18 protein-coding genes are annotated in these 15,972 nt (G+C 59.3%); 6 read left to right on the top strand and 12 right to left on the bottom strand.

What is annotated here, in order from left to right; translation table 11 throughout:
• Positions 1-204: 204 nt before the first annotated feature.
• Together typA and FHT86_RS24400 are read right to left on the bottom strand one after the other, a co-directional pair.
• Entirely contained in the window at positions 205-2,031 is a 1,827-nt protein-coding gene (gene typA, locus FHT86_RS24395) for a translational GTPase TypA (protein ID WP_133709083.1), read from the bottom strand.
• A gap of 238 nt (positions 2,032-2,269) precedes the next feature.
• Positions 2,270-2,953 carry a glutathione S-transferase family protein gene (locus FHT86_RS24400; RefSeq protein ID WP_183868917.1) on the bottom strand — a complete coding sequence of 228 codons (684 nt, stop codon included), beginning with the start codon at positions 2,951-2,953 and terminating at the stop codon, positions 2,270-2,272.
• Positions 2,954-3,074: 121 nt separating this feature from the next.
• On the opposite strand from FHT86_RS24400, the gene FHT86_RS24405 reads away from it, so the two are divergent.
• Positions 3,075-3,539 carry a MarR family winged helix-turn-helix transcriptional regulator gene (locus FHT86_RS24405; RefSeq protein ID WP_133709082.1) on the top strand — a complete coding sequence of 155 codons (465 nt, stop codon included), beginning with the start codon at positions 3,075-3,077 and terminating at the stop codon, positions 3,537-3,539.
• A 98-nt stretch (positions 3,540-3,637) separates the two neighbouring features.
• On the opposite strand, the gene FHT86_RS24410 is transcribed toward FHT86_RS24405, so the two are convergent.
• Positions 3,638-5,701 (bottom strand): M3 family metallopeptidase, encoded by a 2,064-nt coding sequence (locus FHT86_RS24410; RefSeq protein WP_133709081.1) that lies wholly within the window; start codon positions 5,699-5,701, stop codon positions 3,638-3,640.
• 97 nt (positions 5,702-5,798) lie between these two features.
• Entirely contained in the window at positions 5,799-6,440 is a 642-nt protein-coding gene (locus tag FHT86_RS24415; RefSeq protein ID WP_133709080.1) for a LysE family translocator, read from the bottom strand.
• Between the two features lie 161 nt (positions 6,441-6,601).
• On the opposite strand from FHT86_RS24415, the gene FHT86_RS24420 reads away from it, so the two are divergent.
• On the top strand, positions 6,602-7,084 hold the full coding sequence (locus FHT86_RS24420) for a MarR family winged helix-turn-helix transcriptional regulator (RefSeq protein ID WP_133709079.1): 483 nt from the start codon (positions 6,602-6,604) through the stop codon (positions 7,082-7,084).
• Positions 7,085-7,161: 77 nt separating this feature from the next.
• Here FHT86_RS24420 and FHT86_RS24425 read toward each other — a convergent pair whose 3' ends face one another.
• On the bottom strand, positions 7,162-8,385 hold the full coding sequence (locus FHT86_RS24425; RefSeq protein WP_133709078.1) for an argininosuccinate synthase: 1,224 nt from the start codon (positions 8,383-8,385) through the stop codon (positions 7,162-7,164).
• Between the two features lie 104 nt (positions 8,386-8,489).
• Between FHT86_RS24425 and FHT86_RS24430 the strand changes: the two genes are divergently transcribed.
• From FHT86_RS24430 to FHT86_RS24440, 3 genes are all read left to right on the top strand, one after another.
• Entirely contained in the window at positions 8,490-8,744 is a 255-nt protein-coding gene (locus FHT86_RS24430; protein ID WP_133709077.1) for a hypothetical protein, read from the top strand.
• A gap of 253 nt (positions 8,745-8,997) precedes the next feature.
• Positions 8,998-9,855 (top strand): SDR family oxidoreductase, encoded by an 858-nt coding sequence (locus tag FHT86_RS24435; RefSeq protein WP_133709076.1) that lies wholly within the window; start codon positions 8,998-9,000, stop codon positions 9,853-9,855.
• A 65-nt stretch (positions 9,856-9,920) separates the two neighbouring features.
• The gene (locus FHT86_RS24440; RefSeq protein WP_133709075.1) at positions 9,921-10,562 is read left to right on the top strand and encodes a LysE family translocator; all 642 of its coding nucleotides are present in this window, start codon (positions 9,921-9,923) and stop codon (positions 10,560-10,562) included.
• Here FHT86_RS24440 and FHT86_RS24445 read toward each other — a convergent pair.
• The 5 genes from FHT86_RS24445 to FHT86_RS24465 all read right to left on the bottom strand — a co-directional run bounded on the left by FHT86_RS24445 (position 10,546) and on the right by FHT86_RS24465 (position 14,133).
• The gene (locus FHT86_RS24445; RefSeq protein WP_133709074.1) at positions 10,546-10,974 is read right to left on the bottom strand and encodes a hypothetical protein; all 429 of its coding nucleotides are present in this window, start codon (positions 10,972-10,974) and stop codon (positions 10,546-10,548) included. The genes FHT86_RS24440 and FHT86_RS24445 overlap by 17 nt on opposite strands.
• Positions 10,975-10,979: 5 nt before the next feature.
• A complete protein-coding gene (gene rlmN, locus FHT86_RS24450; protein WP_133709073.1) occupies positions 10,980-12,215 on the bottom strand; it encodes a 23S rRNA (adenine(2503)-C(2))-methyltransferase RlmN in 1,236 nt (411 codons plus the stop codon).
• Positions 12,216-12,478: 263 nt separating this feature from the next.
• Positions 12,479-13,039 (bottom strand): invasion associated locus B family protein, encoded by a 561-nt coding sequence (locus FHT86_RS24455; RefSeq protein ID WP_133709072.1) that lies wholly within the window; start codon positions 13,037-13,039, stop codon positions 12,479-12,481.
• Between the two features lie 333 nt (positions 13,040-13,372).
• A complete protein-coding gene (locus tag FHT86_RS24460; protein WP_133709071.1) occupies positions 13,373-13,762 on the bottom strand; it encodes a YkvA family protein in 390 nt (129 codons plus the stop codon).
• Between the two features lie 65 nt (positions 13,763-13,827).
• Positions 13,828-14,133, bottom strand: coding sequence for a 4a-hydroxytetrahydrobiopterin dehydratase (locus FHT86_RS24465; RefSeq protein ID WP_133709070.1), 306 nt, complete (start codon positions 14,131-14,133; stop codon positions 13,828-13,830).
• A 36-nt stretch (positions 14,134-14,169) separates the two neighbouring features.
• Here FHT86_RS24465 and FHT86_RS24470 point away from each other — a divergent pair, with 36 nt between their 5' ends.
• Positions 14,170-14,652: a low molecular weight protein-tyrosine-phosphatase gene (locus FHT86_RS24470; protein ID WP_133709069.1), complete on the top strand. Its 483-nt coding sequence runs from the start codon at positions 14,170-14,172 to the stop codon at positions 14,650-14,652.
• Here FHT86_RS24470 and thpR read toward each other — a convergent pair.
• Together thpR and FHT86_RS24480 are read right to left on the bottom strand one after the other, a co-directional pair.
• Positions 14,583-15,179 (bottom strand): RNA 2',3'-cyclic phosphodiesterase, encoded by a 597-nt coding sequence (gene thpR, locus FHT86_RS24475; protein WP_133709068.1) that lies wholly within the window; start codon positions 15,177-15,179, stop codon positions 14,583-14,585. The genes FHT86_RS24470 and thpR overlap by 70 nt on opposite strands.
• Before the next feature lie 68 nt (positions 15,180-15,247).
• The gene (locus tag FHT86_RS24480) at positions 15,248-15,898 is read right to left on the bottom strand and encodes an arylesterase (protein WP_133709067.1); all 651 of its coding nucleotides are present in this window, start codon (positions 15,896-15,898) and stop codon (positions 15,248-15,250) included.
• Between the last annotated feature and the right edge of the window lie 74 nt (positions 15,899-15,972).

A 15,972-nucleotide genomic window follows, 5' to 3' on the forward strand; every position in this document is an offset into this window, starting at 1 on the left:
GCTACTCTGGTCCCGCCAGCGAAAACTAACCATCCACAAATCATGCGGATCAACGACTTGCCCACAGTCTTTATCCGTGGACGACTGCTGAAAATTAACGCCTTTTTAACCTTTGCTACAAGGGCTCAAAAATCGAACACACAAAATAAAACCCCGGCACAAGGCCGGGGTCAATTGATCAGAAAGCGGTACAGACTTGCCCTATTAGGCAGAGCGGGCCTTTTCGAAGCGCTTGCGCTCGTTCGGATCGAGGTACATCTTGCGCAGACGGATCGACTTCGGGGTCACTTCCATCAACTCGTCGTCCTGGATCCACGACAATGCGCGGTCGAGCGTCATGCGGATTGGCGGCGTCAGCTTCACAGCTTCGTCCTTGCCGGCGGCGCGGATGTTGGTCAGCTGCTTGCCCTTGAGCACGTTCACTTCGAGGTCGTTGTCTCTGGAGTGAATGCCGATGATCATGCCGGCATAGACCTTTTCACCCGGTTCGATGATCATCGGACCGCGGTCTTCCAGGTTGAACATCGCGTAGGCGACGGCTTCGCCGGAGGCATTGGCGAGAAGGACGCCGTTGACGCGACCGCCGATCGCGCCCTTGAAGGGCTGATAATCATGGAAGAGGCGGTTCATGATGGCGGTGCCACGCGTATCCGTCAGCAGTTCCGACTGATAGCCGATGAGACCACGGGTCGGCGCGAAGAATTTCAGGCGCAGGCGATTGCCGCCGGACGGACGAAGCTCGACCATTTCGGCCTTGCGCTCCGACATCTTCTGCACGACGACACCGGAATGCTCTTCGTCGACGTCGATGACGACTTCTTCGATCGGCTCCAGCATCTGGCCGGTCGCCTCGTCCTTGTGCATGACGACGCGCGGACGCGATACGGCAAGCTCGAAGCCTTCACGGCGCATGGTTTCGATCAAAACGGCGAGCTGCAATTCGCCACGGCCGGAGACGTAGAACGAATCCTTGCCTTCGGCTTCTTCGATCTTCAGCGCAACGTTGCCTTCGGCTTCCTTGAACAGGCGATCGCGAATGACGCGCGAGGTAACCTTGTCGCCTTCGGTCCCAGCCAGCGGGCTGTCGTTGACGATAAAGGACATGGTGACGGTCGGCGGATCGATCGGCTGGGCGTGCAGTGCCTCGGTGACGGACGGATCGCAGAATGTGTCGGCGACCGTACCCTTGGACAGGCCGGCGATGGCGACGATATCGCCTGCATGGGCTTCCTCGATGGGCGTACGCTCGATGCCCCGGAAGGCGAGAATCTTGGAAATGCGGCCGGTTTCGATCAGCTTGCCATCCTGGCCCAGAACCTTGACGGACTGGTTCGGCTTGATCGAGCCGGAATGAATACGGCCAGTGATGAGGCGGCCGAGGAACGGATTGGCTTCGAGAAGCGTGCCGATCATGCGGAACGCGCCGTCTTCTTCGCCGACACTCGGCTCCGGCACATGCTTCAGCACGAGATCGAGAAGCGGGCCAAGGCCATCCTCAACTGGGCCTTCCGGTGAATAGTTCATCCAGCCGGCGCGGCCCGAGCCGTAAAGGATCGGGAAATCGAGCTGCTCGTCGGTGGCGTCGAGCGCTGCGAAGAGATCAAAGACTTCGTTGATGACTTCTTCGTGGCGAGCGTCCGGACGATCGATCTTGTTGATCGCGACGATCGGGCGAAGGCCGACCTTCAGCGCCTTGCCGACCACGAACTTGGTCTGCGGCATCGGGCCTTCCGAGGAATCGACCAGCACGATGGCGCCATCGACCATCGAAAGGATGCGCTCGACTTCGCCGCCGAAGTCGGCGTGGCCGGGCGTATCGACGATGTTGACGCGAACGCCCTTCCAGACGACGGAGGTTGCCTTGGCAAGAATGGTGATACCGCGCTCTTTTTCCAGATCGTTGGAATCCATCATGCGCTCAACGGTGCGCTGGTTCTCGCGGAAGGAACCGGACTGCTTCAGAAGCTCGTCAACGAGGGTGGTTTTCCCATGGTCAACGTGCGCGATGATCGCGATGTTGCGAAGTGCCATATGTTGTATCTCTGAGGCTGGGGCGCTGTATGAAGTGAACACGCCAATTACATTTGGCGCGCTCATACCCTTTTTTTTGCATTTGCGAAAGGGGGGACGCGCGAAAGCGGCAGTAAGCTCGCCTTCACGCGCCACCGATACGTCAATTTCGCGGTAGCCGATAACAAAAGTCTCCGTTCTGCGATGTCGCCAATATCGGATGTACGCAGTCGCCTTAGTCGGGATTTCCGCGAATCCCTCAGGCAGCGCGCTTCAGCAACCAGGCATCACGATCCATCAGGAAGACTTTGAGGCGATGGGGATAGTCGTGCGTCACCGCATCTCGCACGCTTTGCCGTGAAGCCAATTCTGCACGCCATGCCCTGACACGCGGCAGCGCATCGAATATGCCGGTCGGTGTGATGGTATCGAAGACGTCAAAGTAACGGAAGATCGGTGCGAAGACCGCATCGACCAGGCTGAACACCCCGCCAGCGAAAAATGGTCCGTCGTTCAGTTCGGTCTCAACACGCCCGAACTTGTCGATCAGCGCCTTGCGCTTGGCCTCGTAGGTCCCTTCATCTGTGGCGGTCTCAAAACCCCACAAATCCGAAAGGATGGAAGAGCCGAACTCAATCCAACCGCGATGCCTGGCACGAGTCAGCGGATCGGCCGGATGGAGCCTGGCGCCCGATTGGGTTTCCTCAAGATATTCGCAGATTGCTGCGCTTTCGAACAACACCGTTTCTGCCCCGTCGCCCTGCCGCACGATCAGGAGCGGCACCTTGCCGAGCGGAGAAATGGTGAGAAACCAATCCGGCTTCGCCGACAGATCGACATAACGGAGCTCGAATGCCACGGCCTTTTCAGTAAGCACGATGACGGCCCGCTGAACGTAGGGGCAAAGGTAGTGGCTGACGAGGGTCAACTTTGCGTCGAACATGATCAAATCTCCTTTTGTCTGACACAGCGAATGGGGCAGGGACGTATCTGCATTCGAGATACATGCAATTGCATCTATATCCAGACTTGCCAGATTGGTCAATATAGATGTAATTGCATCCATGTCCGATTGTTCAGATGTCGAACCCCCAAAGCCCTCCCCCGCCATCACACGAGCATGGGTGCGCCTCATGCGTACTCAGCAGATCGTCCTGGCGGCGATCGAGCAGGACTTGAAAGCGGCCGACCTGCCGCCGCTCGGTTGGTATGACGTACTGCTGGAACTGGCACGGGCCGCGGGCGGCAGGCTGCGGCCCTACGAGATTGAAGAGCGCACGCTCCTAGCCCAACATAACCTGTCTCGCCTTCTCGACCGGATGGAAAAGGCTGGTTTTGTTCACCGCGAGGTATTTTCCGAGGACGGCCGAGGCCGCTGGGTGGTTATCACTGAGGCAGGGAGTGCCATGCGGAGCCACATGTGGACCGTCTATGCCTCGGCGCTTCAACGCCACCTGGGCGACAAGCTAGACGACGCCCAAGCCGATCAACTGGGCGAACTGTTAGCAGTGCTTTCGCGCAAATCCTGATTTACCAGGCAAAATCAATCCAAACCGGACGCTGCCGCACATCGGCCGCAAAAGTTGACCTTTCGCGACTGACTTTTGCGACATACCGAAAGCAAGAATCAGGCCGCCAGCCCCTTCTTCTTCAGCATCGCATCCGGGCTCGGCAGCTTGCCGCGGAAGGCCTTGTAGGCATCTTCCGGGTCGATCGAGCCGCCGACGGAATAGATGTTGGCCTTCAGTTTCGCAGCCGTCTCCGGATTGAACGCGTCGCCGGTTTCCTCGAAGGCGGAGAAGGCGTCCGCATCCAGCACCTCCGACCACATGTATGAATAATAGCCGGCCGAATAACCATCGCCGGAAAACACATGCTGGAAGTGCGGCGTGGCGTGGCGCATGACGATCGATTTCGGCATGCCGATCTCCGATAGTACCTCGACCTGCACCGCCATCGGGTCTTCAACGGGACCCCGGGTGTGGAACGCCATATCGACGAGCGCCGACGAGGTGAATTCCACGGTGTTGAAACCGGCATTGAAGGTGCGGGCGGCGAGAACCTTGTCGAGCAAAGCCTGCGGCATCGGCGCGCCGGTCTCGTAGTGCACCGCATATTCCTTCAGGATCGCCGGTACGGTCAGCCAATGTTCGTAGAGCTGCGATGGCAACTCGACGAAATCGCGGGAAACGCCGGTGCCGGAAACCGAGGGATAAGTGACGTTAGAAAGCATGCCGTGCAATGCATGGCCGAATTCGTGGAACAGCGTGCGGGCGTCGTCGAGCGACAGTAGCGCCGGCTTGCCTTCGGCCGGCTTGGCGAAATTGCAGACGTTATAGATGATCGGCAGTTCGCCGATATGGCCGTTCTTCAGCGGCAATTTATGCTGCGACTGAAACGAGCTCATCCAGGCGCCGGAGCGCTTCGAGCTGCGGGCGAAGTAGTCGCCGAGGAACAGCGCCACCAGCTTGTCCGAGCGATCGCGGATCTCGAATACGCGAACATCGGGGTGATAGGCGGAAACTCCCTTCTGCTCGACGGCGCGGATGCCGAAAAGACGTCCGGCGACGTCGAAGCAGGCCGCGATGATCTTTTCGAGCTGCAGATAGGGCTTAAGCTCCGTTTCCGAGAAATCGAACTTCCGCGTCCTGATCTTCTCGGCATAGTGCCGCCAATCCCAAGGCATGACCTCATGATTGCGGCCCTCCTCGGCAATCAGCGCCGCGATATCGCCCTCTTCCTCGCGTGCGCGTTCTACGGCTTTCGCCCAGACCGCTTTCAGGAGCTGGCTTACCGCCTCGGGCGTTTTCGCCATGGTGTTGTCGAGCTTGAGCTCGGCATAATTGCCATAGCCCAGTAGCTCGGCTTTCTCGGCCCTCAGCGCTAGCGTCTCTTTGATAATGTTGCGATTGTCGGTCTTGCCGCCATTCGCGCCGCGCGCCACCCAGGCCCTGAAGGCCCGTTCGCGGAGATCCCGACGCTCCGACGACGTCAGGAAGGGTTCGATGATCGAGCGCGAAAGTGTAACGGCATATTTGCCCTCTTCGCCGCGCTCGCGCGCCGCCGCAGCCATCGCATCCCTAAGAAAATCGGGAAGACCGGCAAGATCGGCTTCCTCGGAGAGGATCAGCGCCCAGCCCTTCTCGTCGGCAAGAACATTCTGCCCGAACTGCGCGCCGAGGCCCGCCAGTTTCTCGTTGATCTCGGCGAGTCGCTCCTGTTCCGCCTTCGGCAGCTTGGCGCCCGACTTCACGAAACCCTTCCAGTGCCGTTCCAGCACGCGGGTCTCTTCCAACGTCAGGCCGAGGTCTTCACGCGCCTCCCATAGCGCGTCGATGCGGGCGAAAAGCGCGGCATTCATGCCGATCTTCGAATAGTGCCGCGACATCTTCGGCGCAATCTCGCGCTCCAAGGCCTGGATCACCTCATTGGTATGCGCCCCGGCCCGGTTCCAGAACAAAGCGGAGACTCGCGACAGCGCGTCACCGGCGCTTTCGAGCGCGGTGACGGTATTGGCAAAGGTCGGCGCCTCGCCATTGTCGGCAATCGCATCGATCTCCGCATCGTGGGACGCAAGAGCTGCTTCAAAGGCAGGTGCAAAATCAGCGTCTTTCACAGCGTCGAAACGTGGCAGTCCTTGGTGTCCGGTCCATTCGACGAGCGCGGGGTTGACGGCAGTTTGGGAAGACATGCGAAGCGTCCTTTCGGCAGGCATCTGATCGAAGCACGATATAAGACCCTATCCGCCAAATTGGTATGGCGAGGGCAGAACAAATAACGAGGAATGGTCAGGCTTTACGCCAGCCGAGCAACCCGGGCGTCGCATGCCACAGCGCCTGCGCCGCAAAGCCCATGAACAGCACGCCGGAGCAGCGCACGATCAGCCGCTCGTGAGCGCGATAGAAACGCCGAACCGTGCCCGCGCCGATGATGCCGATCAGGATGATGTCGGCGCTAACGAAGCCGACAAAGGAAACGGTGAGCAGCAGCGGCAGCGCGCTGAACGTCAATGCGCCGGCCGAACCCGCCACCAGCGCCGTAAACGTTGCCAACGCCACGGGATACCCTTTTGGATTGGTGACGCCGAAGATCAGGCCACGGCGGAACGGACGGTCGACATTGAGCAGCGCCTTGCCGTCTCCTTTCGGCTTGGCGGTAACGGCGTTCCAGCCGATCCAGGCCAAGTAGAAGCCACAGAGCAATCCGAGCAGATCGAAGACGAAGGTGCCGATAGTTTTCGCACCAACGATTGCAACCAGAGCGAGCGACGACCAAATCAGGTCCCCGACGAGATGGCCGCTCATGAAGAAGGCGCCGGCCTTGCGCCCCTGCCCCGCCCCGATACCAAGCAGCGCCAGAAAAGCCGGGCCAGGAATAAGCACATAGAACAGCGCCGCCAGGAAGGCACCGACGATAAGTGATTGCGTCATATTGGAAGTTCCCTCTGGTAATCGTGACAGATTAACAACGCCCTGAATCCGGTCAAGCTAAACAAGTTGCTTGCAGAATGAAGAATCCGTTGTGTTCGAGGAGCGAAATCAATAAAGAATTTATCGGGGCCTAAAAAACAAGCGTAGGTAGGGAAGCGCTTATGAGCAGCAGGATAGATACGGATTCGCTTGCCTTTCTTGTGGCAGATTGTGCGCGGCTAATGCGAGCGGCTTTCGAGCGGCGCATTATGGCTGCGGGTCTCGGTCTGACAGCAGGTGAAGCGCGAACGCTGATCCAGGTTGCCGCCGTCAACGGCAGCCGTCAACTCGATATCGCCACTCGCATGGGGCTGGAGCCGATGACGGTTAGCGCCTTCCTCGACAAGTTGCAGGCGCGTGGCCTGATCGAGCGTCAGCCCGATCCACTCGACCGCCGCGCCAAGCGCATCGTTTTGTCGGAAGCGGCCAGCGCCAAGCTGAAGCAGATCGGTTGTGAGATCTACGCCGTAGAGCAGGATGCGATGCAGGGCTTCGATCATGGCCTGCAGGATGAACTGCATCATGCGCTCCGCGCTTTTCGCAGCAATCTGCAGAATGCGGAGCTGCCGGCGGAGATGGAGCGGGAATTGAGGGCCGCGGAATAAATCCGTCACCATCCCCATACAGGAAGAAAGACCCGCTTTCGCACAGGAAGCGGGTCCGCATTTTGTAGCAAATTTAATTATTTCGACAGATTGCGCTTGCCGAGCGTGCGCAGACGCAGCGCATTGAGCTTGATGAAGCCAGCCGCATCCTTCTGATCGTAGGCACCCTGATCGTCTTCGAAGGTTACCAGCTTGTCGGAATAGAGCGACTTCGGGCTTTCGCGGCCGATGACCATGACGTTGCCCTTGTAGAGCTTCAGCGTCACTTCGCCTTCGACATGCTCCTGGCTCTTGTCAATCAGCGCCTGCAGCATTTCGCGCTCCGGCGAGAACCAGAAGCCGTAGTAGATCAGCTCCGCATAACGCGGCATCAGCTCATCCTTGAGGTGAGCGGCGCCGCGATCGAGCGTGATGGACTCGATGGCACGGTGGGCTGCGAGCAGGATCGTGCCGCCGGGGGTCTCGTAAACGCCGCGCGACTTCATGCCGACGTAGCGGTTCTCTACGAGATCGAGGCGGCCGATGCCGTTGTCGCGGCCGTAATTGTTGAGCTCTGCGAGCAGCGTTGCCGGGCTCATGCGCTCGCCATTGACCGAAACGGCATCGCCCTTTTCGAAGCCGACCTTGATGACGGTTGCCTTGTCGGGCGCGGCCTCCGGCGAAATCGTGCGCATATGCACATATTCCGGAGCTTCCTGCGACGGATCCTCGAGGACCTTGCCTTCGGACGAGGAGTGCAGGAGGTTGGCATCGACTGAGAACGGCGCTTCGCCCTTCTTGTCCTTGGCAACCGGGATCTGGTGCTTTTCGGCGAATTCGAGCAGGTCGGTGCGGCTCTTGAACGACCAGTCGCGCCACGGTGCGATGATCTTGATATCCGGGTTCAGCGCATAGGCGGACAGTTCGAAGCGAACCTGATCGTTGCCCTTGCCGGTCGCACCATGCGCGATGGCATCGGCGCCGGTCTTCTTGGCGATCTCGATCAGGTGCTTGGAGATCAACGGACGGGCAATCGACGTGCCGAGCAGGTAGACGCCTTCGTAGACGGCATTGGCACGGAACATCGGGAAGACGAAATCGCGCACGAACTCCTCGCGCACGTCCTCGATATAGATCTCCTTGATGCCGAGCAATTCGGCCTTCTTACGCGCCGGCTCCAACTCTTCGCCCTGGCCGAGATCGGCGGTGAAGGTGACGACTTCAGCGCCCAGTTCGGTCTGCAGCCACTTCAGGATAATCGAGGTGTCGAGGCCGCCGGAATAGGCGAGAACGACTTTCTTCACGTCTTTATGTGATGCCATGATGATGAGGTCCGTTAGAGTGCGGGCTCGCGGAAAGTGCCGTAAACCCCGTATCGCGGCACTTTTAGCGAGATTATCGCGAGGCGCAAGGGAAAGTGCGACCGGTGGCGTCCGGCGATGATAGCCATCCGTCACTCGAAAAGATCGCGTTCATCGCGAAAGACGTCCATCATGAAATCGGCAACCGTCCTGATCGAAAGGTCCTTGCTGTCCTGTCGCCGCGTAACCAGCCAGAGTTCGCGAGGGCTTGGCGATCAGATCCCCATCCTGAGGACGCCCAAACTGCCATGGCGAGCAAGCGCGATGAAAATGCGAATATCCTCCCACTCGAGGCCTGTGCAAATTTGATCAGCCATTGAGAGAGATTAGCGAATTTTATCACAGGGTGCGACCGCCTAGTCTGCGTCGTGTGAAAACCCTCCGCTGCCTGTGCCACGCTCGGTGCTGCGTCCAGGCTGGCCGGGCTCGAACGGGGCAAGCCGACCCGGTTTCAATGGTAGGCCGGTTTCCAGATAAATTATATCCTTAGCGAGGCTCACGCCCGGTTTGACTTGGTTCCGGAAAGAGCCATATTCGGCCGCGATCGAACCATGCCTAGGGAGGGCTTCGCCCGTGACTGATATTCAAGAGATTTTCAAGAAGGCCAGTGTCGCCGTCATCACCGGCGGCGCGTCCGGCATCGGCTTTGCCGCCGCAAAGCATTTCGTCGGCCTCGGGATGAGCGTCGCTATCGCCGATCTCGGCGGGGAGCGGCTGGTAAGCGCTCGTGACGAGCTGATCGCACTTGCCGGCAGCGACGAACATGTCATGGCGATCGAGACCGATGTCTCCAAGAAGGAGCAGCTGGAAGCCCTGGAACGCGTCGTCCTCCAACGTTTTGGCCGCGTGCACGTGCTGATGAACAATGCCGGCATCGGCCCGGAAACCTCGATCTTCAGCCCACAGGCGGGTTGGGACGATATTCTCGGCGTCAATCTTCTCGGCGTCATCAACGGCACCCGGACGTTCGGCCCCGGCATGCTGGCCCATGGCAAGCCGGGCCTCATCATCAACACCGGCTCGAAGCAGGGCATCACAACCCCGCCAGGCAACCCGGCCTATAATGTATCCAAGGCCGGTGTGAAGGTCTTCACCGAGGCGCTGCAGCATGAGCTGCGCAACACCGAAGGTGGGAAAATCTCCGCCCATTTGCTCATCCCCGGTTTCGTCTTTACCGGCCTGACCAAAGGCGACCGCAGAGAAAAGCCGGCAGGAGCCTGGACGCCGGAGCAAACGGTTGAATTCATGATCCAGAGTCTGGCACGTGGCGATTTCTACGTCCTTTGCCCCGATAACGACGTTGCGAGGCCGATCGACGAACGCCGTATGCTCTGGGCCGCAGGCGATATCATCGAAAACCGCCCGCCGCTGTCACGCTGGCATCCGGACTACGCAGACAAGTTCAAGGCGTTCCTTGAAAAGAAGGATTGATTTGCAAATATCCGAAAGCCGGATAAGAAAACGCCGATACTCTTGTCCGGCTTTCGGAGCATGTCATGCACTTCATACCCAGCCTGCCGACCCTTCTCGCTTTTGCCGCCGCGAGCTTATTGCTGGCGGCAACCCCCGGGCCCGATATGACCCTGTCGATCAGCCGCGCATTGGCGCAGGGCAAGAAGGCAGCACTTTTCGTGGTCCTCGGCACCAGCCTCGGCATCGTCGTTCATACATTCCTGGTGGCTTTCGGCATTTCAGCATTGATTACTGCCTCGCCGCTTGCCTTCACCATCCTGAAAACCGGCGGCGCCGGCTATCTGCTGTGGCTGGCGATCCAGGCGATCCGCTTCGGCTCCAGCCTGTCGGTCAAGAAGGTCGACGAGGCCAGGGGCACACCGCTCGCCAACGTCTCGACCGGCTTCTGGGTCAATCTGCTGAACCCGAAGGTCATCATCTTCTTCATGACCTTCCTGCCGCAGTTCGTCACGGCGGGTGATCCGGCCGTCACACAGAAGCTTCTGTTCCTGGGCTTCTTCTTCATCTTGATCGGCATGCCGGTCAACACGATCGTCGTGCTCGCCGCTGACGGTCTGGCATCCTGGCTGCAGAAGAACCGCAGCGTCATGCGCGGCCTCGACTATGCCTTTGCCAGCGTCTTTTCAGTGTTCGCAGTGAAGATCTTTTTCACCCATTCCCGTTGAGGACGGGGCGGCGCCCGGCGAACCGGCCTGCGATCCACCAGTACACCGTGGCGCTTGCCGCTCCAAGAAAAGCAAAGCAAACAACGACGGTGATGAGGTTCAGAGTCTGCGGCCTGTCCAGACTGCCCGAGATGAGAACCGACGCCGCTGCCGACAGCAAGGCGCCATAGATGGCGTAACCGTACCAGCGGCGCATGCCGCGCCATTCGAAAATCGCAATGACGAAAAGCGACGGCAGGATGCTGACGATCATCGCAAGCTTGGTCAGCGCGACGGTGAGCGCGAACAATTCAGGCGCGGCCATCCCCGGCATCGTCCAGGCGGTAACGCAGGCCAGCACGAAGCCCATCAGAACACAGGCACCGAGATAGCCCCACAGGAGCCGCATCGGCCTGCGCAAACCGAGAATCATCGATCTCAATCCTCGCCATGGTTGGCGATCATCATGGCTTCGAAGGCCAGCCGTTCGGTTTTGCGCATGCGCTCCGATTCCGACTTCAACTGGCCGCAGGCAGCGAGAATGTCGCGGCCGCGCGGCGTGCGGATCGGCGAGGCGTAGCCGGCCGAATTGATGAAATCGGCAAACTTCTCGATCTGCTCCCAGTCGGAACACTGGTAGTTCGTGCCCGGCCAGGGATTGAAGGGGATCAGATTGATCTTGGCTGGAATGCCTTTCAGAAGCTGGATCAGCCCCTTGGCATCCTCGAGGCTGTCATTGACGCCCTTCAGCATCACATATTCGAAGGTGATGCGCCGCGCGTTCGAAAGGCCGGGATAGGCGCGGCAGGCGTCCATCAGCTCCTTCAGCGGATATTTCTTGTTGATCGGCACCAGCATGTCGCGCAGGTCATCACGGACTGCATGCAGCGAGATTGCCAGCATGACGCCGATCTCGTCACCGGTGCGGTAGATTTCCGGCACGACTCCGGAAGTGGAAAGCGTGATGCGGCGCTTGGAGAGCGACAGGCCATCCCCATCGGAGGCGATCAGCAGCGCCGTCTTGACGCTTTCGAAATTGTAGAGCGGTTCGCCCATGCCCATCATCACGATATTGCTGACCTTGCGGCCTTCCGCGGGCATGACCGTCCCTTGCGGTGCCTCACGGTCCGGAAAATCGCCGAGCCGGTCACGCGCCAGGAGCAATTGCGACAGGATCTCCTCCGCCGTCAGGTTACGAACGAGGCGCTGCGTACCGGTGTGACAGAAGGAACAGGTGAGCGAACAGCCGACCTGGCTGGAAATGCAGAGCGTGCCTCGGCCTTCTTCCGGAATATAGACGGCCTCGATCTCGACGGGACGCCCGGCGCCGCGCGGCGGGAAACGCAGCAGCCATTTGCGCGTGCCGTCGTTGGAAACCTGCTCCTCGACGATCTCCGGGCGGGCGATGGTGAAATGCGTCTTCAGCATTTCGCGCATGTCCTTGGAGACATTCGCCATGGCGTCGAAATCGGAGACGCCGCGCACGTAGATCCAATTCCAGAGCTGGCTGACGCGCATCTTGATCTGCTTGTCGGCGACACCCTTTTCCTTGAGTGCTGCCCCCATCTCTTCACGCGTCATGCCAATCAACGACGGTTTCGGCGAAAGCTCGACCGGCTGCGACACGGGCATCGGCTTCAGCTTGGGTGGAGTCATGACATCGATCGCGGACATAGGATCATTCCAATGGTTCATATCGGCGATGCCCCCAAAAGCTCGAAAGCTGTGGGCGCGGGCAAGGCACTGAGATCAGAAGGTTCATCTGGTGCGGGGCAAGGAAATTGCGAATACACCGCTCATGGGCGCGGCCTTTAGCACTAATTTCAGCCCGCGTCATCCCTCCTGAAAAAGCAAAGGGCCAGCCACCGGGCCGGCCTCATCGCTTCGGTCTCGATAGAGCCTGCGATCACTTTGACGTGATCGCGGGCGCTTCGATCTTATTTGCAGCTTTCGATCTGCTTCAGCGCGGCGGTAACGCCCTTCAGCGAGTAGGTGTAGGAGGTACCGGTGCCCTTCTTCGAGGTCGCGGTGACCTTCAACGAATGGCCGGACTTGAGCGCAGCGACCAGCGCCGGCTCCTGTGCCGCATTCTCGACCCAGGCGGCCTTGTCCTTGGTGAACATGACGAAGGTCTTGTTGTCGATGACGACGTCGACCTTGGAATTTTCCTTCAGCGGATACCCCATCATCGCCTGCGGCTCGTAGGAGATGTTCTGACCCGGACGCTGGGAAACGATGAAGAAATTGTCGCCATGATCGATACCTGTGGCCGGCAGCTTGGCCGTCGGCACGGAGAGAACGTAGCAGACCTTGCCGGCCCCGGACTGGTAGGAATAGGCGCCCCATGCGTCGAACTGCTGGATGCGCGTCGGGGCCACGGGTGCCGCCGCCTGCGCCTGTGTGGGGGTTGCCTGCTTCTTGATCTTGGTCTGCGCGGATGCGATGCCGGTGCCGGCCAGAACGAGCGAGAGGGCGATTGCGAAGCTTTTTACAAACATGGTTTCCTGCCGATTTCTTGCGGTCCAGAGCTCGAGGCGATTTGAGTAACGCACACCTATGCTCATGAGCTGCCCTATTTTGACTTTATTTAGGTTACCAAACCGTCAACGGAGCGGTGACTGCCCCTGGTCTGTGCCATTTCGATTCAAGTGCCACGCCAGGCCTGAAATGCATCAGGAGGAATTGGAAAACCCGGATGGCAAAACACCATCCTGCGGGATCGATTTAAGACAGAAAGATTCAGGCAAGAGTTTGACCTCTCTAAAATCAGGAGGACCTCATAAAGGTCTGGAAACCCGGCAAGAATCCCGTCGGCACCGATCTGACCGGGATCAAGCGGTTTTTGCGGCCTCGGGCTCGTTGGCCAAGGCTCGGTCGGCGGCGTCATAATGCTCCTGGCGGATATGGCCCCTGATCATGCTGAAGGCCAGCGTCAGCACTGCGACATCATCCGAAAAACCGATGACAGCGAAAAAATCCGGAATGATGTCCACTGGCATAACGAAGTAACCGAGCGCGGCCAGCAGAACGCCGCGAACCCGCGTCGGCGTCTGTGGATCGAGCGCGCAATAGAATGCTGCGACCACATCGCGGGAAAACGGGATATACCGCGCTGCCTTGCGCAAGGTCGGCCAGAACTTGCTGCGCACCGACTTCTCCTGCCGATCTTGGGTCTCTTCGTCACCAGGCATCAGGATTTCCCCATACTTGATGTCATCCATTCCATTCATCCCTATAGAAGCCCTGTCCTGGGCCGCATAAACATATGGTGATCGGCACCTGCGATTCAATCAACTCGCCGAGCCGCGGCCTTTTCCATCGCCTTGGCAAGTTTGATGTCCTGCTCCGTCAGGCCGTTGGCGTCATGCGTCGTCAGTTTCACGTCGACACGGGAATAGACGTTGAACCATTCGGGATGGTGATTGAACTTCTCCGCCGCCAAGGCCGCCTCGGTCATGAAACCGAAGGCTTCGACGAAATTGCGGAATTTGAAGCTCTTCGAAATCGAGAGGCGATCGGCCGCCAAAGTCCAGCCGCTAAGGCCAGCCACGTTTTCATCGATTGTCGCCGGTTCCAGCTTTTCGTATTTCATGACAAGATCACTCCTCTCAATCGGTTGAACGATACCATGGCCCACCACAGGATTCTTTTTGTTTGCGCCGGCAATATCTGCCGTTCACCGCTTGCCGAAGGCATTTTCCGGCATCTCGCGACCGAAGCGGGCCGCGGCTCCGAATTCGAGATCGATTCGGCCGGCACCGGCGGCTGGCATCAGGGCGAAAGGCCGGACCGTCGCTCAATAGCCGCGGCAGCAGGCCATGGCGTCGATATTTCCGGTCAACGTGCACGCCGCATCGAAGCCGCCGACTTCGATCGGTTCGACCTGATCCTGGCAATGGATCAAGACAATTTGAAGAATTTACGCAAAATCGCGCCTGCCGATGCGCTCGGCAAGCTCCACCTATTCAACGCCTTCACGCTTGGAAGCGTCAAAGACATTCCCGATCCCTACTATGGGGGCCACGAGGATTTCGAAGCGGCCTACACCATGCTCTTGGCCGGCTGCAACGCGCTGTTGCCCATCGCGGGAAAAGCACTGCGGGCCTCGTGAAGCGGGAAGACCTCTTCGGTGAGGTAGGGGCCGCCACCGACTGATTCGCGCGAGGACAGCAGCACGAAGCGCCCTACCGTGAACGGCGCGGTGTGGAAGTTGCCGCGGCCGGAGAGATAGTGCACGACGTCGTCGACACGCGAGGACTTCAGCCGCGCGAGCGTGACATGCGGCGTGAACTTGCGCGGATCCGGCGGCAAGCCGATGCGTTGGCAGATGCGCTCGATTTCGCCCTGCAGCGCGTACATATCGGGCGTTTGCGTGACACCGGCCCAGACCGAATGCGGCTTCTTCGAGCCGAAAGAGCCGATTCCTTCTAGCCGAAGCTGGAATTCCGGCCGATCGATGCGATCTAGTCGCTCGACGATTTCATCGGCGGTACGACCGTCGACATCGCCGATGAAACGCAAAGTGATGTGATAATTTTCGACGTCGATCCACCGGGCTCCGGGAAGACCGCCGCGCAACAACGAAAGGCTCATGGCCGCGTTGCGCGGAATTTCGAGGGCGGTAAAAAGTCTCGGCATAACGAGCACTCCCCGAATCTCTTGCAGATATCAGCAGGGAATCATGCAATTGCAGCCGGTGCAAGCTCCTATTTCGCGACTGCGACAATCGTCCCAATGAAACTCGTCGCTACGGGTTGGAAGCGTTGCACCATCACCTCGACACCCTGCGGGTTCGGATGCATGCCATCGTTTAATTGTAAGTCCGCATGCGTGGCGACGCCATCGAGAAAAAACGGATAGAGCGGGAGTTGATACTTGTCGGCGAGCCGCTTGTAGATCGGGTTGAACCTGGCTGCATAATCCGGTCCCATGTTCGGCGGCGCCAGCATGCCAGCGAGCAGGACGGGAATGTTGCGCGCCTTCAGCCGGCTGATGATTGTGTCGAGATTCTTTTCCGTCTGTTCGGGCGGAATGCCGCGCAATGCGTCGTTTGCGCCGAGCTCGAGGATCACGCCATCCGTTCCATCAGGCACCGACCAGTCGACGCGCGACAGGCCGCCGGAGCTGGTGTCGCCGGACACGCCGGCATCGGCGATCGCCACATCCAGCCCCTTGGCCTTCAGCGCCGCCTCCAGCTTGGCGGGAAATCCGTCGCCCGGCGGTAGCTGGTAGCCGGCCATCAGGCTGTCGCCGAGGCCGACCAATTGGATCGTTCGCGCATCGGCTGCACCCGCAGCGCCAAACAAAAGACCGAAAGCAATGACAGCGAAGTGAAACGCGGCAACTTTAAAACTCATGATCTGTTCCCTAAATTCGCCGTGAGGGCCAAATCGCGCCCGCCATGGTCTCTGATGTATATAGGGCGTTCGCA

The sequence above is a fragment of the Rhizobium sp. BK313 genome (assembly GCF_014193655.1).
Classification (GTDB): Bacteria; Pseudomonadota; Alphaproteobacteria; order Rhizobiales; family Rhizobiaceae; genus Rhizobium.